A 19,080-nucleotide genomic window follows, 5' to 3' on the forward strand; every position below is an offset into this window, starting at 1 on the left:
CGTGTCAAGGTACGCACCGCGACCGGATCCGGGGACCGGGTCGGCTCGCGCATCGCCAGGGCCGACCTCGCGGAGTTCATGCTCGCTCAGATCGATGACCTGCACTACGCGCAGCAGGAGCTGCGCGTCAGCAACTGACACCGTTCGCCAACCTGTTCTCAATGAAGGAGAAGTCATGCCTACCATCGCCATCGTGGGTGCCGGTCCCGGAATGGGGCTCGCCATCGCCCAGGCCTTCGGCAAGGAAGGCCACCAGGTCGCGCTGCTGTCGCGTACTCCAGCCAAGCTGGACCCGGTCGTGGCTGAGCTGGCAGACCAGGGCATCGAAGCGGCGGCCTTCGCCGCTGACGTGCTCGACCGGCCGTCGATCGTCTCTGGCCTAGCGGCGGTCAAGCAGCGATTCGGGCAGATCGACGTCCTCGAGTACTCGCCGGGCAACTCGACGCTGCCGATGGCTTCCTCCACCGAGCTGACTCACGACAACGTGCAGATCCAGCTCGACTTCTACGTGCACGGTGCCGTGGCGGCGGTCAACCAGGTGCTTCCGGAGATGCTCGCCCGAGGCTCGGGCACGATCCTGTTCACCACCGGTGCCTCGTCCGTGCGCCCGGAGCTCGGTTACGACGTGTTCGGCAACGTCGCCCCTGCCGCGGCGTGGCTGCGCAACTGGGCCCACGGTCTGCACGCCGCCGCCGCTCCCCGAGGAGTACAGGTCGGCCACATCGCGATCGGCGCGTGGATCGGCCGCCAGCCGGGCGCCACCGCACCGGAAGAGATCGCGCCGCTGTACTGGGAGCTGCACACCCAGCACGACCAGGTCGAGAAGGTCTTCTTCCCCAGCGAACAACCCGCGTCCTGAGCACGCCTGGTTGAGCCGCCAGGTTGAGCCGCCCATGCGGTGTCCGGCTCCGATCTGGGAGCCGGACACCGCGCAACGCCACCCCTACCGCCCGCGGGCCGCCCGGCGCCGGCGGCGGGCTTCGGCGGCACGTTCCACGGCGTCGTCGAGCTCGTCCTCGAGGGCCTCCAGGTCCGTGCGCGCCTCGTCCGCCGTCTCTCGAGCGTCGTCGAGGGCCTCGCTCACCGTGTCCCGCTCGGCGGCGAGCCGCTCCAGCTCCCGGTCGAGACGCTCGACCTCGCCTTCCCCGCGCTCGATCACCTCGTCTGCGGTGCGAAGCCGCTCGCGAACCTCGTCGCGGCGCGCCTCCAGCTCGTCGACACGTGCGGAGGCCTCCTCGACCGCCTGCTCCGCAGCGACCAGGTCCGCCTCCGCGGGATCGGTCTTGTCGGCGGCCGGTGTCTCCTTCGGCCTGGACCGCCCAGCCGCTCTCGACGCCCCAGTCCCTTTCGACGCCTCAGCCACCTTCGGCCGTTCCCCGTCCTCCGGTCCTCCGGCATCCTTCGACCGTCCGGCCTCCGACGTCGCGGGACGCAGCTCGACGAGCTCGGCCTCCTCGCCCTCCTCGTCCACGATCCCGAACCCGACGTGCTGCAGTGCCCGGGAGAGGCGTCCAGCACGGACCACTGCCGCAGCGTCCGGATCCATCACGGCAGCGGTCAGCGTCTCGGTCATCCGGTCGAGCACGGCCGACGACACGGACCGTCCGCCCACCTCGCCCGCCTCACGGACCACGCGGACCAGTGCGTCGGTGCGCTCACGCCGCAGGTGGTCCAGCGCCCGGATCCGGGCGCGGTCCCGGTCCTGCGTAGCGGCACGCAGCTCGTCGCCGAGCGACGCGAGCGCCCCGATCTCGTCGGGGTGCTCCCGCGCGACCTGGTTGATCACCCAGGCGGCGACCGACGGTTTCCGCAGTCGCTTGACCCGCGCGGCACCCAGGCGGTCGCCGCTGTCCGTCGCCTGTCGGACGGCGGCGTCGCGCGCGGCGATGAACTCGTCGAGAGGCCGCGCGTAGAGCGCGTCGACGGCGGTGTCGAGATCGAACTGATCGTCCGCTGGCACGCACCTACCGTGGCACGACGACGGACGACGCGCGCGACCGCCACGCCCGCCCCCGCACGAACCAACCCCGAACCCAACCGCGAGCCCAGCCCCGAACCCCTACAGCGTCGGCACCAGCACGGTCATCAGCTCCCCCGACCCGAGGTGCACCAGCGCCTTGCCCGGCGTCACCTGGGTCGACACCGCGGAACGCGCCAGGCTCGCGCCCACCAGGTCGCCGTCGAACCGGTCCTGGGGGCTGAGCAGGGCGCCTCGCCGGCTCTTCTTGACGTCGACCTGCCAGCCGGAGAACCCGCCGGCCACCTCGGACGCGTCGCCGCCGAGGATCAGGCCGCGGCGGTTGTCGGCGGCCGTGCGCAGGTAGGCGCGCAGCCAGGTCTTCGCCGGGGCGTCGGCCACGAGCTCGCCGTCGTCCACGACCAGCACCACCGGCGTACCGTCCGGGTCGAGGTGCGGGGCCAGGTCCTCCTCCGTGACCTCCGCGCCGGTGAACACGGCGCGCACGCCGTCCCGGCCCTCGAAGTCGCGCAGGACGCTCGGCCGTGGCGCGAGGATCACGACCTGGGTGCCGCCACGCAGCAGCGACTCCGTCATGACCGCGAGCATCGTGGACCGGCCCGACTTGGACGGGCCGCCCACCAGGAACGCGGGCGCGTCCCCGGCGAGGTCCATGCCGAACGCCGTCAGGTCGTCGCCGCCGACACCGAGCAGCGCCCACATCGGCTGGGCCGCCTCCGGGCCGACGTACTGGTACGCCGCGTCCACGGTGATCGTCGAGGGCAGGTCGTCCACGCGGAACGGACCCGTCCCGGGCGCCACCCGCGAGCGCTCCCGGATCTCGGCCGCCATCCGGCGGGCGGCGCCCGTCTGGGCCCGGCCCGACGGGTCGTCGCCGAGGATCGCCACCTGCACCTCGAGCCCGCTGCCGGACCGGAACGCCCGCCCGGGCAGGATCTCCTCGGGCAGCTTCTTGTGGTTGATGCCGACCATCCCGTAGTCGAACCGGTCGGTCAGCCGCAGCACGAGGGAGTCGTCGGTCAGCACGCTCATCCGGCTGGAGAGCAGGCTGCGGTCGCCGGCGACCACGAGGTGGATGCCCGCGCTCGCACCGTCGCGCAGCAGCTCCTGGACGATCTCGACGAGCTTGCCGCTGTCGATCTCGCCGTAGGTGCTCATGAAGCTCTCCCAGCGGTCGATCAGCACGAGCACGCGCGGCAGCCCGGTTCCCGCCTCGGCGAGCTCACGCTGTTCCGTGACGCTGGCGAAGTTGCCGGCCGCGAGCACCTGCTGGCGCCGCCCGAGCTCGGCCTGCAGGCGCGTGAGCAGCCGCTTGGCCCGCTCGGCCTGCCCGCGCTGCACGACGGCGCCCGTGTGCGGCAGCTCGTTCAGCACCGTCAGCGCACCGTTCCCGCAGTCGAGCGCGTACAGGTGCAGGTCGGCCACGGACATGCCGTGCGCCGCGGCGAACGCCACGGTGCGCAGCGTCGTCGAACGCCCGCTGCCCGGGGCGCCGATCACGTACCGGTGCCCGAAGTCGTCGAGGTCGATCAGGGCGGGACCCTGGCGCTGGTCCGCCGGCGAGTCCTCCAGCGCCCACGCGAACTGCGACCGCGCCGTCGGCTGCACCAGTGCGTCGAGGGACAGCAGGTCCGGGAGCGCGGGCAGCCACGGCCGGCGCGGCGCGGGCCAGCCGCCCAGCGTGGCGGTCTCGCGCAGCGTCTCGACGAGCGCGGCGAGGTCGGTCTCGACGTTCTCCTGCCGCTTCACGCGGGGCCGGCTCGGCGGCGGGGCGCCGAGGTCGGCCACCGACACCCGTGCGACGAACGGCGGGTCGACCTGGCCGAGGTCGGTCAGCGACAGCCGCCGTCCGCCCACGCGGGCGGACTGGAACGGGATCAGCGACGTGCTCCCGAGCCGGGCATAGGCGCGGCCGGGCTGCGACTTGGTGATGTCCGCCGCCTCGTTCGCGTCAATGACGTCCTTGGACTCGCTCTTGTCCGTCATCCGCAGGGCGACGCGCAGGTTCGTGTTGGCGCGGATCTCCGGGGAGATCACGCCGGACGGACGCTGGGTCGCGAGGATCAGGTGGATGCCGAGCGAGCGGCCTCGCTGGGCGATGTTGACGAGCCCGGCGACGAAGTCGGGCAGCTCGCGGGCCATCGAGGCGAACTCGTCGATGACGATCATCAGGCGCGGCAGCGTGGGTCCCACATAGCCACGGCCCTGGGCGTCGAGGTAGTCCTCCAGGTCCTTGGCCCCGGCCGCGGCGAGGATGTGCTCACGGAAGGTGAGCTCGGCGCGCAGCGAGTCGAGCGCCCGCTCCACGAGGTGGGAGTCGAGGTCGGTGACCATGCCGACGGTGTGCGGCAGCTGCTCGCACTGGCTGAACGCGGCGCCGCCCTTGTAGTCGACGAGCACGAAGTTCATGGTCTCGGGCGTGTTCACCACCGCGAGCGACGCGACGACGGTCTGCAGGAACTCCGACTTGCCCGAACCGGTGGTGCCGCCCACCAGGGCGTGCGGCCCGTCGCGCACCATGTCGAGCGCGAACGGCCCGTCCAGCGACACGCCGACGACGGCGGCGGTGCTGCCCTTGCCGCTGCTGTCGATCATGCGCCAGCGGGCCACCATCTGGTCGGCGTCGACCTCCTCGATGCCGAGCACCTCGACGAGCCGCGCCGAGTCGGGGATGAGCCCCTCGCCCTCGCTGGCGGTCACGTCGTGCACCGCGGCGACGGCGCGGGCGACGGGCTCGTACCAGGCGTCCTGCACCTCGTCGACCAGCACGGACCGCAGGTCGTCGGCGTCCTGCCGGCGCAGCGTCATGCCGCCGTCGACACGCGCGAGCGCCACGACCGTGCACTCCTCGGGCAGGAGCTGCTCGTCGCCGTCCAGGCAGACGACGCTCACGCCGACGCCCGGACCGTCACGCAGGATCGAGACGACGCCGGGGAGCGCGCGCAGCCGGCGGGCGCCGTCGAGCACCACCACCACCTGCGGGCCGGACATGACCTTGCCGCCGGCCCCCTCCATGGCGGCGCGGCGCTGGGTGATCAGCGAGTTCACCTCGGCGACCCGCGCGGAGAGCGTGTCCGTGGTGGTCCCGATCAGCGCCACGGCCTCCTGGCCGAACGACGGCCGCACATGCGGCAGCCACGCGGCCCACGCCCACTCCTGCACGTGCTCGGAGCTGGTCAGCACGTAGACCTGCACGTCGCGCGGGCTCTGCAGCACACCGAGCTGGCCCACGATCCATCGCGCCCGACGGCGCGGCCAGTCCCCCGGGCCGGCCAGCCCCACCACGCCCGCCTCCTTCAGCGGCACCGTGACCGGCACCGACCGCACGGTCGCGCGGGTCTTGCGGCGGTGCTCGGGCTCGGCGCTGTCCTCGACCTCGACCCGGCTGGTCGCGTCCGCCAGCCCGAGCCGCACCGTGAGGTGGTCCCCGTCGGTGCTGCGGCGCTCCCAGAGCCGGCGCGTCGGCGTGGTCGCGATGAGACGCAGCTCCCCAGCCCCCGGGCTGGAGACCCGGCGCCGGTGCTGCTCGCGGCGCACGGCGTCCAGCACCTCCTCCTCCAGAGCGGCCCGCTCCTCGGCGTGCTGCTTGAGGCGCTCCTTGTGCGTGGTCACGCCGTTGCGCTTCTGCATCCACCAGTTGCCCCAGCCCATCAGCGGCGAGGCCAGCGCGAACATCAGGTAGTACGGCTGCCGGAACACGATCGCCATCACGATGCCCAGCACCGCGGGCATGGCCATACCGAGCCACGGCAGCGGGTTCCGCGCGGGCGGCTGCGGCTCGGCGGGCAGGCGGAAGTGCGTGGCGGGCATCGGCGGCAGCAGCCGCGGCGGCCGGTTGTAGTCGAGGTGGCCCGGCTCCTTGGCGGGGCGCAGGTCGGCGTCGGGCCGCGTGGCCGGCTGGACCGTCAGCACGCTCGGGTCGATCCGCAGCTGCGTACCGACCGCCCACGGCGCCTCGTCCTCACCCAGCGGCTCGTCCAGCCGGTCCAGGTGGAGCACGTGGGCCGCGGACCGCGGGTCCGGCAGACGGCGCACCCGTACCTCGCCGTCCAGCGCGACGACGACCACCACCGCGGGCCGCCCGCCCTCGCGGGGCTCGTCCACCCGGATGCGGCCGTCGGGTCCCACCTGCAGCACCGACTCGCCGACGCCGAGCCGGACCACCGAGCCCGCACCCGCGCCACCCGTGACGCACAGGTCGACCGGACCGCCCAGGACGCCGTTCCGCAGGTCCGGCTCGCCGAACGTCACGACGGCACCGTCCCGGATGCCTGACGCCGCGACGAGCGTGCCGGCGGCCGCGCCGCCGTTCGGCCCCGGACCGTCCTGCACCGGGCGGTCCTGCACGCCGCCGTCCCACACCCCCCGGCCGTCGACGTACATCGTGCTGCCTCTGGGTGCACCGACCTCGGCGGCCAGGCGCTCGGCCAGGTCCGCGGTGCGGGTGCGTTCGTCCAGGTCGAGGGACAGGAGCGCCTCACGCGCCCCGTGCCGCGTGGTGATCAGTGCATGCATGTCATTCGCCTCCCCGCCGCACGGCGGTCTGCTCGTCGAAGCGCACGTCGGGCAGGAACCCGCTACGCAGCCAGCCGTCGTCGCCGGCGGTGAACCGCCACCTCGCCGACGGGGACTGGCCCAGCACGATCACCACCCAGGTGAACTCCGGGCTCGCGAACCGGGCCGCGAGCATGTCCTGCTGTGCGGCGGACGGCGCCTGCGACAGCACCAGCACGCCGCCCTCACCGACCTCCAGCTCGGGAACCACCTGCTCGATCCCGGCCAGGTGCTCCACCTGCTCGGGCTGCGGCAGGCCGTTGCCGACCATCACGACGCGTGGTTCGTTCGACCACGGGTTGCCGGTCAGCTCGCCGAGCCACCGGCGCAGCACCTCGTGCCGCACCCGGGTCGGGCCGTCCAGGCTGATCACGCCCCTGGCCACCGAGAAGTTCACGAGCACCCGGCCCGTCTCCCCCATACCCAGGTTCACCAGCCGGGCGAACGGGGCGGTAGAGCCCTCCGACGCCGCGCCCGACTGCAGCTTCGCCAGCGGCGCGGACCAGCTCTGCCCGTCCTCGCTCACGGTCCACGGCTCCGGGGCGGGCGACGCCGGGTTGGTCAGCCGGAGCCGCAGCGAGCTGCCCTCGATGAACACTCCGGTCGTGCCGGGCACCTCCAGCCCGTCGCGCTCGCACGCCGCCATCAGCACCCGCAGCGCCCGGTCGACGGTCCACGCCGCTGACGTGTCGGTGCGCAGCAGGCTGTCGTCGAACGGTTCGTGCCGCTTCCGCCGCCGCACGAGCCAGATCGCGAGGCCGGCCAGCAGGCCGAGCACCAGCACCGCCGCCCCGGCCCAGCCGATCGTGGGCCACGGGACGGAACTGCTCGCCGCCTCGGCGTCCGACACGTCGACGGGGCTCGGTGACGCCGACGGCGTCGCGGACGGCGACGGTGACGCCGACGCCGGCTCGTAGCCGGGGAGCGGACCGAACCGCAGCCCCTTGCCCGTGGCGTCCCTGGGCATCTTGAGCACCCAGCCGGGCTTCGGCTTCCTCGGGTCGGTCATGTACTCGCCGTCGGGCTGCCGGTGCCCCTCGGTCAGCTCGGCGATCTCGGGCCACCGGTCGCGGTCGCCGAGGAACCTCTCGGAGATGTCGTTGAGCTTCTCGACGCTCCCGTCCGGCGCCGTCCTGATGACGTAGTACAGGACGGAACCCGGCGGCCCGCTGCGGCTCGGCACGGGTGACGCCTCCGGCGACGGGCTCGACGGCGCGGTCGGCGTGGCGCTCGGCCTCGGACTCACCTCGGCACTCGGCTCCGGCTTCGGGCTCGCCGGCTGTGCCGGGGCCGCCGCCTTCTTCTCGCGCTCGCCGTAGATGCGCAGCTCCCAGATCGAGTTGCCGGCCGTGCCGCTCCGCTGGGTGGAGTACATCTGCACGTACCGGCCCTCGCCCAGGATGTTGTGCACGTCCTGGCCGCCGTCGCCCGCACCGAACCAGTGCGTCTCCCACGTCTCGCCGTCGTCCGAGAGCTGGATCGAGTAGCCGGTCGAGTGCGAGACCTCCCAGTCGATCTCGACCCGGTGCACGACGGTGGACCGCCCCAGGTCGATCCGCAGCCACTGCGGGTCGCTGAAGGCGCTGGACCAGCGGGTCTCCGGATTGCCGTCCACCGCGTTGCGCGCGAGGAACTCGGGCTTCTCGACCGAGGACGCCACGGCAGACCTGCCCTGCGACACCAGCACCACCTCCTCGGCCGCCTGCGCCGACGGAACCGGCAGGACGGACAGCGCCGGCAGCGTCGCCGCGACGGAGCCCGCGAGCGCCGTCAGGACGACGGCCGCCACGGCACGCACCGCTCTCATCGCTCGGCGGTCACTCACCGGCCCGCCTCACAGCGGTCTGCTCGGTGTAGCGGACGTCGGGGAGGAACCCGCTGCGCAGCCAGCCGTCGTCGCCTGCGCGGATGCGCCACTTGGCCGAGCTCGACTCGCCGAGCACGATCACGACCCAGGTGAAGCGCGGGTCGGCGAACCGGGCAGCCAGGAGGTCCTGCTGCGTCACGGACGGCGCCTGCGACAGCACCAGCACGCCTCCGTCACCGACGCCCAGCTCGGGGATCACCTGCTCGATCGCCGACAGGTACTCCGCCTGTTCCGCCTGCGGCAGGCCGTTGCCGACCATCACCACGCGGGGATCGTTCGACCACGGGTTGCCCGTCAGCTCGCCCAGCCAGCGCCGCAGCACCTCGTGCCGCGCCCGCGTGGGACCGTCCAGGCTGATCACGCCCCTGGCCCGGACGAAGTCGACGAGGACCCGGCCGGTCTCCGCCATGCCGAGGGTGACCAGCCGCGCGAACTGCGCCGTCGAGGCCTCGCTGGCGGGCGCCGACTGGAGCCGGGCGAGCGGTGCGGACCAGCTCTGGCCGTCCTCGTTGGCCACCCACGGGTCCGGCGCCGGGGAGGCCGGGCTCGCCAGCCGCAGCCGCATGGTGCCGCCCTCGATGAACACGCCGGTCACGCCGGGCACCTCGACGCCCTCCCGCTCGCACGAGGCGAGCAGCACGCGCAGCGCCCGGTCCACCATCCACGACGCCGACGTGTCGGTGCGCAGCAGGCTGTCGTCGAACGGTTCCTCGCGACCACGCAGCCGCCGGGCCACGAGCACGATGCCGAACCCGATGGCGCCGAGCAGCGCCAGGACGCCGAGGCCGATCAGGACGAGCACGACCCAGGACGGGCTCGCGGCGGCCTGCTGCCCCGCGTCCGCGCCTCCGGCTGTGCTCGACGCCGAGGCGCTCGGCTCGGCGGTCGGTCCCGGGAGCGGGCCGTGCTTCACCAGCTTGCCCTTGGCGTCCTCGGGAAGCTGGAGCACCCAGCCCACCTCGACCTGGTCCCGGTCGGTGAGCACGCCGCCGTCCGGCTGGACGCGCCCCTCGTTCAGCTTGAAGATCTCCCTGGCCCGCTCGCCGTCGCCCAGGAACCGCTCGGCGATCAGGTACAGGTACTCGGTCTCGCCCTTCCGCGTCTTGCCGATCACGTAGTACGGCACGGACGGCGCGGCCGAGCCGTCCGAGGACGGGTCGCCTGATGGCGTGCCGGCCGCGGGCCCGGTCGGCAGCACGCCTACCTCGATGCCTTCGCCCTCGGCGTCGTCGGGCAGCTGCATCACCCAGCCCGGCAGCACTGCGGCCGGGTCGGTCAGGGTGCCGCCGTCGGGCTGGACGCGGCCCTTGTTCAGCTCGAAGATCTCCGTGTACCGCTGGCCGTCGCCCAGGTATCGCTCGGCGATCTGGAAGAGGAACTCCGGCTCCCCGTCCGGGCTGGACTTCATGACGTAGTACTTGACCTTCTCGCCCTTGCTCTCGTCCGCGGCACTCTCGTCCGCGGCGAGAGCGGTGCCCCCGACGACCTGGCCGGCGGCGGGCGGTGCGGCTGTCGCGGCGGGCACCGCGACGGCGGTCATGAACAGGGCGGCAGCAGCAAGTGCCGCGGCAGCGCGATGGGCGTGATGCACGGTTGCTCCGTCTTCAGATGTGTCGCGTCAGTCGTGGTGCTCGTCGGACGTGGAACCGGGCTCATGCAGAGCCGGGGACGCTCCGCTCAGGCAGGTTCAAGGGGTTGGTTCCGGGGCCTGCCCACCGGAAGGTGGACATGACGGCGTCGAAGAAGAGGACCAGTGCCTCGGCGAGGAGCTCGGTCTTCTCGCTGTTCCAGAGGGTGCTGAAGGAGATGACCAGCCATTCCCCCGCCGCCTCGTCGCGAGAGATCACGTACAGGACCTGCCGGGTCGACACCTCGGGCCAGTCGGGGCCACGCTGCATCTTGTGCCGGGTGCTCACGACGCGCACGGCCGGCCGGTCGTCGAGCAGGATCAGATCGCTCTGCTCGTAACCGTCGGCCAGGATGCTGGTGGCGACCCGCAGCGGGTCCTGGCCCGCGTCGCTGACGATCTCCACCTCCGAGATGGACGCCGGGACGAAGACGCCTTCCATCGGCTCGGTCGGTAGATACACCGCACCGGTGCCGGCTTCCTGGGACTCGGCGAGGGTCTTGTGCAGGTCGTCGCGCAGCATGCGCCGGTACGGCTCGGCCTTGTCGCGGGGCATCGAGTCGGGCAGCGCGCGGGCGATCACCTGCTCGATCGCGTCGTCCAGCTCCCGCTGACGGCCCTCGCCGGTGGGGAACCGCGCCCAGCCGGGCGGCAGGAGCATGATCCAGGCGTCGGTCGGCTTGCCGTCCGTGGGCTTCCGGCCCGTCCCTGGGGCCACGCCCGCGGAGGCGGCCGGTACGTCGTTCATGAGTCGCTCCGGGTGATGGTGATGGTCGGCAGCAGCTCGTCGAGCCGCTCCAGCATCAGCGGGACCACGAAGAGATCCTGGCCGCGCCAGAAGAGCACCGTGTCGACCACTGCGTCCGGGTACTCGGTCCGCCGCGCGAGTCCGAGGCCCATCCAGGCGCCGCCGTCCTTGTCGATGTCGACCCGGCTGACGCGCACACCGTCGCCGTCGGGCAGGTCGAGGTACTCCACGGAGGGCGGGGACAGCGGAGCGCCGCCGCCCTTGGCGCCCAGCGCCTCGAGCAGCGAGTCGTCCGGCTCCCCCGGATCGCTCATGCCAACGGCCACGAGCACGGGTACAGGAGTTCGGTCGGCGACCCCGAACGCGGCAACCACCCGTTCGCCGTCGCCCGCCGCGCCGTCCGCGAGCGCCCGCAGGCTGGTGATGGATTCCGTGACGGTCTCGAGGATCTGGGCCCGGTCGTCGTCCGACAGGTCCCAGCCGTCAGGCACGTCCTGCTCGAACGACGCACGGACGTACTCGGTGACCTCCTGCTCCCACGCGCTGATCGCCTCGGGGCTCTCCGTGGCCGCGGCGGGTACCACCAGCCACCCCTGCGGCGGGTCGATGGTCCAGTTCCAGTCTCCGCCGACGGCGGTGGAGCGCGCGCCCACTAGACCGGATCCGTGAAGTTGTGGAGGTAGTCCCACTCGGCCCAGGCCCATTCGCCGCGCGTATCGGTGTCGGAGAAGATGTCCGACGGCGCCATGATCAGCGGGATGGCCGCTGACGCGAAGCCCCAGAAGAAGTTCAGGGGTCCTGCGACCCAGACCGTCCAGCTGATGGCCGAGGCTCCGGGGATCCCGAGCCGTCCGAAGATGCTCAGGTTCTTGAGGACACTCAGGTCCGGCAGGCCCACCATGTCCGTGAACTTCCAGTTCGCGATCGGGTTCCTCAGGATCTTCAGGCTCTCCGGGCTGAACCACGACCCCGGTTTGAAGAGCTTCCCGAAGAAAGCGCCCCAACTCGAGGACCCGATCTTGGTCGTGATGGCGGGCAGCCCGCCGGGTCCCGCACCGAGGAGCAGCTGTGGCTTGAAGTTCTGCAAGAACTTGGCGATGTTGATGTTGCCCAGCGCCTTGGTGATGCCGGGCAGTCCTTTGAGGCTTGCCATGAGGCCTGGCATGATCTTCGTGAAGTTCTTCACCAGGTCGAGCAGCCCCTTGCCGGCCGTGGCCAGCTTCATCGCGATGGCTCCCGCGCCGAGGGTCAGCACCGCGAGCACGCCGAAGATGACGTTGACCCAGCTGGACTCGCCCGTGATGGCGAGGATGAGGCTGCCCACCAAGGCGGTCACGGCGACGACGAGCGCGGCCATCGCGATGAACTGCAGTCCTGGCACGAGCATCGCGATGATCGCGAGCGCCATCCCGATCCAGCCGAGGACCTCGACGATGATCTTGAGGATCTTGTGGATGAAGGCTTCCCAGCCGCTGTGACCGAGGCCGTCGTCGCCCCAGTTCTCCTTGATCTTGGTCGCGGCCCGGTCGGCCGCCGCCTGGAGGGTCTCCAGCGCCGCTGCGCACTTGGCCTTCGCCGCGTCCAGGTCGGCCTTCGCGCCCGCGATCGCGTTCGACCGGTTGCGCGAGTCCTGCTCCTCGCTGTCGGTCAGGGGCGGCGCGTCGTCCGGCCGGTCCGCGTTCACCGGGTCGGGCATGCCCTCGGCACCCCGCTGCTTGTCCGCAGCGGCCTCCGCGTCCTTCAGAGCCGTGCCGGTCTCCGACCGCGCCGTCTCGAGGGCGGGCTGGTACTCCGCCAGCGCGGCCCGCACGTCGTCGTACCGGTCCGCGGCCTTGCCCAGGTGCTCGTGGCTCTCGCCGGCCCGTTTGCGCATCGCATCGGCCGACTGGCCCTTGAGCAGGGTCTCGTCGCCGTCGCCGATCTTCTTGAGGAGCGCCGCCTGCGTGGTCATCATCGTGGTGATATCGGTGTAGTGCTTGATCAACGCGTCCAGACCGGATGCCTCGGCGGGCACGGGGTCGTCGTCGTGATCCAGCAGATCCCACCTACCCACGCGGGCGGCACTCATCCAGTCTCCTCGAGGTCGCACTGACTACGCTTGAAAAAATCCACCGGCTCAGGGTTCGTCGCTCTCCAGCGACTTCGCCAGCTCGATCTCGGTGTTGTTCCAGGTCTCCGCGGCCTGCTCCATCTTCTTCTGCAGGTCCTCGAGGTTGCTCTGGAGCTTCTCCCTCTTGACCCACCAGCTGTCGATGAAGTCGTCCATGGCGTTCTTCACCGTCCGGTGACCCCAGATGTCGCCGCCGTCCCACATAGCGTCCATCCCCTTGAGCTCTTCGAGGACGGACTTGAGCTGGGTGGCCGCGTCGTCGACCGCGATCGAGGTGACTACCAGGTCAGGCACGGGACTACTTGTTCAGCGCGTTGGCGAGCTCTTCGTCGGTCTTGCGGAGCGCCTCGGCGGCCTGCTTGAGGTACTCGCCGATGCCCGTGAGCCCCTCCATGACCTGCTTGCCACCCTTGTCGAGCTCCTTGTAGGACTCGTCGAACCGCTTGGAGGACTTGTCCGTCACGTAACCGTCCTGCACCAGGTTGTCCACGAGCGACCGCAGCTGGTCGAGCTTGTGCTGCATGTCGTCCGACTCCTGCTTGATGCGCTGCGCCGCATCTTCCATCTGCTGGAAGGTCACATTGATGTTGGCCATGATCGGTCCTCTCGATTGCCTCGTGGGAAAACAGCGCGATCGTACACGAACCGGACATACTAGAACGTGAACGCTGACAACCGGGTCAGTGAACCGGGCCGACGCCGCTCGCTCATGCCGAGCCCGGGATCGTCCGCTCCGGCAGGCTGACCGGGTCGGCGCCCGGGCCGGTCCACCGGAAGGTGGTCATCACCGCGTCGAAGAAGGCCACGAGGGTGTCGGCGAGCCGTTCGGAAGACCCGCTGTCCGGGCCGGTGCTGAACGTGCTGCTGAAGGACAGCACCAGCCAGTCGCCCGCCGCCTCGTCCCGCGAGACGACGTACGTGACCTGACGGGTTCCGGCCGCCGACCGGCCGGCGGCGCGTGGGGTCTCCATCAGCGTGCTCGCCAGCCGCGCACCCGGACGCCCGTCGACGTCGACCGCGGTGCTCTCCTGGACCTCGCCCAGGATGCTCTCAGCGACCTCGGTCGCGCTCCGGCCCACGACGCCGAAGAGCTCCGTCTCGATGATGGACGCCGGAACCGCGATCCCGGCCATCGGCTCGGTGGGGAGGTACACCACGCCGGTGCCGGGCGTCGGGAACCGCGCCCAGCCCGGCGGAAGCAGGAAGGCCCACTTGTCGGTCGGCTTCCCGTTCGTCGCGTACGTCACGAGACACTCTCCTCCGGCACGTGCAGCGGGTTCGCACCGGGACCCGCCCAGCGGAAGGTGGTCATGACGGCGTCGAAGAAGAAGACGAGCGCCTCGGCGAGCCGCTCACCCTCCTCGTTGGTCCAGACGGTGCTGAACGAGAGGACCAGCCACTCGCCGTCGGCCTGGTCGCGAGACACGACGTACACGACCTGGCGCGTCGAGGCGTCGGGGAGATCGCCGTCCGGGTGCGCGTCGAGGGTGGTCTCGACGACGCGCACGCCGGGCCGGCCGTCGATCTCGACGAGCTCGCTCTCCTCGTAGCCGTCGACCAGCACCTCCGCGACCACCTCGAGCGGGTTGCTGCCGGGATCACTGACCAGCTCCAGCTCGGTGAGCGAGCCGGGGATCATCACGCCGTTCATCGGCTCCGTCGGCAGGTACACCGCCCCGGCTCCGGCGGCGCGCGCGTCGGCGAGCGAGGAGCGCAGGCCGTCGGCGAGCATGCGCCGGTGCGGCTCTACCGAGTCGCGCGGCAGGTCCGCAGGCAGGGCCTTCGCGACCACCTCCTCGATCGCCTCGTCCAGCTCGCGAAGCTGTTCCTCACCGGTCGGGAACCGGACCCAGCCGGCGGGGAGCAGGAGGGCCCAGGCGTCGGTCGGTCTGCCGTCGACGGGCTGGGCGGGCTGGTCGGACTGGTCGGACTGGTCGGTCACTGTGTGCTCCTGACGATGCTGACGGCCGGCAGCAGCTCGTCGAGCAGCTCGGTCATGGCGGGTCCGTGCAGCAGGTCCTGGGACCGCCACTGCAGCACGGTGTCGACGACGGCATCCGCGTGCTCGGTGCGCCGGCCGAGGCACACGCTCACCCACGCGCCGCCGCTGACCGGGTCCAGGTCGAGGCGCGTCACGCGCATCCCGTCCCCGTCGGGCAGGTCGACGTGCTCGACCCTGGGTGGGGCGACGGGATGACCGCCGGTGGCACCGAGCGCCGTCATGAGGTCGTCGCCGGGATCGCCAGGAGGCTCGATGGCGACCGTGACGAGCACCGGCACGGGCGCCGAGTCCGGCACCCGGAAGGTGGCGACGACGAGGGCGCCCGCGTCGAGCACGCCCTCGGCGAAGGCGCGCAGGCCGGCCACGGACTCCACCGCCACGCGCTCACGCAGCGCCTCGAGCGCCTCGAGGGTCTCGGCGTCGGTCGTCTCCACGGGACCGTCGTCGAACGAGACACGGACCACCTCGGTGATCTCCCGTTCCCACGTCTCGAGCAGCTCGGGCGGCACGGCATCAGCGGTGGGGACGAGCACCCAGCCCTCGGGCTCGTCGACGGTCCAGGTCCATCCGTGCGCCGCCATCAGACCGGGTTCTCGCTGGTCGGACCGGAATAGACCGCGTCGTGCCAGCCGCTGTTGGTGTTCCGCAGGTCGAACGGGTTCAGGAACGAGGGGTTCAACATGCTGAACGGTCGACCGAACCAGCCGATCCCGTAGGCGATAGGCCCGACGTACATCCACGGCTTGATCTGGTAGAGGTTCCCCAGCAGCCCGAGATTGCCCGAGATCTTGCTGACGTCCCTGATATCGCTGATGCCGATGAGGCGGTCCCAGCGATAGGCGCCATTGGGCCACGCCGTCTTGAGGCGGGTCCAGTCCTCCTTGAGGACCCACTTCGGATTCTTGAAGATGTGCCACCAGCCAGGACTCACCCGCTGCTTGAGCAGGAAGTCCCCCATGCTCCGGAAGTTTCCGATGGACTTCGACAGCAGGTCCCTGAGCCCGGCACGCGGCGCGTTCGGGCCCAGGTTACGAAGGGCGAACGCGATTGCGCCGATCTTGTCCTTCGCCAGCTTCAGCTGTACCGGCCCGGCCTTCGTCAGACCGATCGCCTGGATGCCCTTGAGGTTGTTCGCCATCTTCGCCGCGATGCCGATCCCCACGAGGCTCAGCACTCCGAGGATGACGCCGAGCCAGCTGCCCTCCCCCTGGGCGGCCAGGATGACGCTCGCCACCACGGACACCACGGCGACGCCGATGCCGATGAGCGCTATGACGTTCAGCCCGGGGATGAGGATCGCGAGCACCGCGAGCGCCATCCCGATGTACGTCAGGATCTCGACCAGCGCCTTCAGGAACTTGTTGAGCCGGTGCACGAAGGCGTCCCAGCCCGAGGTGTGCAGGCCGTCGACCTTCCAGTTCTCCCGGATCTTCGCGGACGCCGCCTCGGCGGCGACCCTGAGCGCCTCGAGGGCGCCGGCCACCTTCTGCTTGGCCCCGGCGATGCCGGAGCTGGCGGTACTGATCGCCGACGCGCGCTCCGACGACTGGGTCTTCTCCTCGTCGGTCAGCGGCTTGGCGTCGTCCGGTCTGGTCGTGCCCGCCGGGTCCGGCATGCCTTCCGCGTTCTGGAGCTCGCGCGCGGCCTTCTCCGCCTCGAGCAGGCCGTTCCACGTGTCGGTCCGGGCGGTGGTCAGCGACGGCTCGTAGGCGTCGAGCGCCGAGTGCACGTCGGAGTAGCGGGCGGCCGCCTTGTCGAGGGCCCCGGCACTCTCCCGGGCGCGCTTGCGGAGGGCGTCCGCTGACTGTCCCTTGAGGAGACGGACGTCGCCGTCACCGATCCTCTTGAGCAGGGCTGCCTGCTCGGTCATCGCCTCGGACATCGTCTTGTAGTGGGCGATGACCTCGTCCAACTCCGAGGGATCGGCCGGGACCGGGTCCGAGTCGTGACCGACCAGTGGCCAGTCCCCCGTGCGGGCGGCGCTCATCCGTCTCCTCTTCTGCTGCTGTCACATGTGCGGTGGCCGCTGCCTGGGCAGCGGGCGGCGGCCTACTTCTGGTCGAAGGTCGAGGCCAGCTGGTCCTCGGTGTCGGTCCAGGTCTGCGCGGCCTCGTCCATCTTCTTCGTGAGGTTGTCGAGCTGGACCTGGAGCTTCTCCCGCTTGACCCACCAGTCGTCGATGAAGTCGTCCATGGCGCTCTTCACGACGTCGTGGCCCCAGATGCTGCCGTTGTCCCACCGCTTGGACATGTTCTTGAACTCGTCGCTGATCGCCTTGAGATCCTTGGCCGAGTCCTCCAGGACCGCCTTGGTGACGACAAGATCCGCCATCGGGACTACTTGTTCAGCGCGTTGGCGAGCTCTTCATCGGTCTTGCGCAGCGCCTCGGCGGCCTGCTTCAGGTACTCGCCGATACCGGTCAGCCCCTCCATGACCTGCTTGCCACCCTTGTCGAGCTCCTTGTAGGACTCGTCGAACCGCTTGGAGGACTTGTCCGTCACGTAACCGTCCTGCACCAGGTTGTCGACCAGCGACCGCAGCTGGTCGAGCTTGGCCTGCATGTCGTCCGACTCCTGCTTGATGCGCTGCGCGGCGTCTTCCATCTGCTGGAAGGTCACGTTGATGTTGGCCATGACAGAACCTCTCGCTCACGGGTCGCTGACGGTCTTGTAAGTGCGCCTCAATCGTCATCAATCGGACTAACCGGACGGCGACGCGCGTGTGAACGGATGACGAACGGCGCGCGACACGACGACGACGGGCCCGGAACAGCTCCCGGACCCGTCGTCATATCGCGCAAAAAGTGCCTCTCACCAGGGATTTCACCCTGGCTGAGCGCCTCAGCAGTGGCCGAGGAAGGGGCGGTCCCTGAACCGCCGGTCGAGGAACGTGATCACGCCCGGAGCGCCGGTCACGAACGTGGACACGTGCTCCCCGAGGTGCCACTCCCACCGCACGTCCGCGCCGGCCGCGCAGTACTCGTTCCGGAGCGTCCGCGCCTGCCCAGGGGCGACTATCTCGTCGGCCGTCCCGTGGAACAGGTGGATCGGCACGTCCGGCGGGTTGGCCCCCAGCCGGTTCTCGTCGAGGCGCGCCTGCCACTGAGGGGAGTGCAGCGGGTTCGTCGTCGTGAACATCCCGATGTTCTGGAACGCGTGCGTGAGCGTGGCGTCCACGCAGTCGTCCTGTTCCCGCTCGTAGGTCTCCCGGCCGCGCTCGTTGAGGTACGTCTCGAGGTCGAGCTCAGGATAGGCGGCGTCCATCCCGTAGGCCGCCAGCAGCAGGAAGCCGAATCCGACCTTCCCGTCGAGCCCTTCGGCCACCTCGGTGAGGTCCGCCGGCACGCCGCCCGCCGCGACGCCCACCAGGTCGAGCTCGGGTGCGTACCCGGGCTGCAGCTCGCCCGCCCACATCGCTCCCCCGCCGCCCTGCGAGTAGCCGGAGAACGCGACCTTGCCCCCGGCCTCCAGGCCCGTGGCGGGCAGGTTGGTGGCGGCGCGCACCATGTCGATGACGGCCCGCCCCTCCGACTGCCCGACGACGTAGGTGTGCATGCCCGGCGTGCCGAGGCCCTCGTAGTCGGTGACCACCACGGCCCAGCCCGCCAGCAGCATCGGCTCGATGAAGGGCCGCTCGTAGTCGAGCCAGCGCGACGGCGCGCACGTGTCGCCGACGCCGCGCGTACCGCTCGCCACCGAGACGATCGGCCGCGGCCCCTCGCCCCGCCACGGCGCGCTCGGCACGAGGACCCGGCCGGTCACCGGCATGTCCTGCCCCGTCGCGTTCGTCGAGTGGTACATGAGCAGGTAGCTGCGGGCGCTGAGCTGCCGCGGCTCCTCACGCCAGCGGACGACCTCGCCGTCCGCGCCGTCCGGGAACGGGGTCGGCGGGGTGTAGAAGTCGTCGGCGGCTCGCGCCTGCGCGGGTACGTCGGGGAGGTCCTGCAGGTCCGGGACGTCGGATGCGCTGGGGGCGGGCGCGGCGGATGTGGTGGACGCGGTGGTCGACGGCGCTGCGACGGCGGGCAGGGCAGCCGCGGGCAGGGCAGCCGCGGGCAGGGCAGCCGCGGGAAGAGCCAGCACGACCAGGGTTGCGACGATGAAGGCACGCGGGCGGGTGATGTTCGGCATCGGATCTCCTCGTTGAGGTCCTCGGACACTCGGCACTGAGCGTCCGGGCCCACGAGCGGGCCGA

At 71.2% G+C, this 19,080-nt stretch carries 17 protein-coding genes; 1 reads left to right on the plus strand and 16 read right to left on the minus strand.

What is annotated here, in order from left to right; genetic code table 11:
- The first annotated feature begins 175 nt into the window (after positions 1-175).
- Positions 176-859, plus strand: coding sequence for an SDR family NAD(P)-dependent oxidoreductase (locus ACFO6V_RS08070; protein ID WP_377134038.1), 684 nt, complete (start codon positions 176-178; stop codon positions 857-859).
- An 84-nt stretch (positions 860-943) separates the two neighbouring features.
- Here ACFO6V_RS08070 and ACFO6V_RS08075 read toward each other — a convergent pair whose 3' ends face one another.
- From ACFO6V_RS08075 to ACFO6V_RS08150, 16 genes are all read right to left on the minus strand, one after another.
- Positions 944-1,960, minus strand: a complete 1,017-nt coding sequence (locus tag ACFO6V_RS08075) for a coiled-coil domain-containing protein (RefSeq protein ID WP_377134040.1) — start codon at positions 1,958-1,960, stop codon at positions 944-946.
- Between the two features lie 99 nt (positions 1,961-2,059).
- Positions 2,060-6,493 carry an FtsK/SpoIIIE domain-containing protein gene (locus ACFO6V_RS08080; RefSeq protein ID WP_377134043.1) on the minus strand — a complete coding sequence of 1,478 codons (4,434 nt, stop codon included), beginning with the start codon at positions 6,491-6,493 and terminating at the stop codon, positions 2,060-2,062.
- A 1-nt stretch (position 6,494) separates the two neighbouring features.
- Complete coding sequence (locus tag ACFO6V_RS08085; protein ID WP_377134045.1) at positions 6,495-8,357, minus strand: discoidin domain-containing protein; 1,863 nt, start codon at positions 8,355-8,357, stop codon at positions 6,495-6,497.
- Positions 8,350-9,990: a LysM peptidoglycan-binding domain-containing protein gene (locus ACFO6V_RS08090; RefSeq protein WP_377134047.1), complete on the minus strand. Its 1,641-nt coding sequence runs from the start codon at positions 9,988-9,990 to the stop codon at positions 8,350-8,352. Before ACFO6V_RS08090 ends, ACFO6V_RS08085 begins: the two co-directional genes overlap by 8 nt.
- A 61-nt stretch (positions 9,991-10,051) precedes the next feature.
- Positions 10,052-10,774: a hypothetical protein gene (locus ACFO6V_RS08095; RefSeq protein WP_377134049.1), complete on the minus strand. Its 723-nt coding sequence runs from the start codon at positions 10,772-10,774 to the stop codon at positions 10,052-10,054.
- Complete coding sequence (locus ACFO6V_RS08100; protein ID WP_377134051.1) at positions 10,771-11,427, minus strand: hypothetical protein; 657 nt, start codon at positions 11,425-11,427, stop codon at positions 10,771-10,773. Before ACFO6V_RS08100 ends, ACFO6V_RS08095 begins: the two co-directional genes overlap by 4 nt.
- Positions 11,427-12,842, minus strand: coding sequence for a hypothetical protein (locus ACFO6V_RS08105; protein WP_377134053.1), 1,416 nt, complete (start codon positions 12,840-12,842; stop codon positions 11,427-11,429). The genes ACFO6V_RS08100 and ACFO6V_RS08105 overlap by 1 nt, the downstream gene beginning before the upstream one ends.
- 48 nt (positions 12,843-12,890) lie before the next feature.
- Positions 12,891-13,178, minus strand: a complete 288-nt coding sequence (locus ACFO6V_RS08110; protein WP_377134055.1) for a hypothetical protein — start codon at positions 13,176-13,178, stop codon at positions 12,891-12,893.
- 4 nt (positions 13,179-13,182) lie between these two features.
- On the minus strand, positions 13,183-13,479 hold the full coding sequence (locus tag ACFO6V_RS08115) for a WXG100 family type VII secretion target (protein ID WP_116676002.1): 297 nt from the start codon (positions 13,477-13,479) through the stop codon (positions 13,183-13,185).
- A 112-nt stretch (positions 13,480-13,591) separates the two neighbouring features.
- Positions 13,592-14,131, minus strand: a complete 540-nt coding sequence (locus ACFO6V_RS08120; RefSeq protein WP_377134057.1) for a hypothetical protein — start codon at positions 14,129-14,131, stop codon at positions 13,592-13,594.
- Positions 14,128-14,826 (minus strand): hypothetical protein, encoded by a 699-nt coding sequence (locus ACFO6V_RS08125; protein ID WP_377134059.1) that lies wholly within the window; start codon positions 14,824-14,826, stop codon positions 14,128-14,130. Before ACFO6V_RS08125 ends, ACFO6V_RS08120 begins: the two co-directional genes overlap by 4 nt.
- The gene (locus ACFO6V_RS08130) at positions 14,823-15,467 is read right to left on the minus strand and encodes a hypothetical protein (protein WP_377134061.1); all 645 of its coding nucleotides are present in this window, start codon (positions 15,465-15,467) and stop codon (positions 14,823-14,825) included. Before ACFO6V_RS08130 ends, ACFO6V_RS08125 begins: the two co-directional genes overlap by 4 nt.
- Positions 15,467-16,873: a hypothetical protein gene (locus ACFO6V_RS08135; RefSeq protein ID WP_377134063.1), complete on the minus strand. Its 1,407-nt coding sequence runs from the start codon at positions 16,871-16,873 to the stop codon at positions 15,467-15,469. Before ACFO6V_RS08135 ends, ACFO6V_RS08130 begins: the two co-directional genes overlap by 1 nt.
- A 62-nt stretch (positions 16,874-16,935) precedes the next feature.
- Entirely contained in the window at positions 16,936-17,217 is a 282-nt protein-coding gene (locus tag ACFO6V_RS08140; protein ID WP_377134065.1) for a hypothetical protein, read from the minus strand.
- A gap of 5 nt (positions 17,218-17,222) precedes the next feature.
- The gene (locus ACFO6V_RS08145; RefSeq protein WP_357507476.1) at positions 17,223-17,519 is read right to left on the minus strand and encodes a WXG100 family type VII secretion target; all 297 of its coding nucleotides are present in this window, start codon (positions 17,517-17,519) and stop codon (positions 17,223-17,225) included.
- A gap of 207 nt (positions 17,520-17,726) precedes the next feature.
- Positions 17,727-19,016, minus strand: coding sequence for a lipase family protein (locus ACFO6V_RS08150; RefSeq protein ID WP_377134068.1), 1,290 nt, complete (start codon positions 19,014-19,016; stop codon positions 17,727-17,729).
- Positions 19,017-19,080 lie beyond the last annotated feature (64 nt).

It is taken from the genome of Promicromonospora alba, from assembly GCF_042654905.1.
Taxonomy (GTDB): Bacteria; Actinomycetota; Actinomycetes; order Actinomycetales; family Cellulomonadaceae; genus Promicromonospora; species Promicromonospora alba.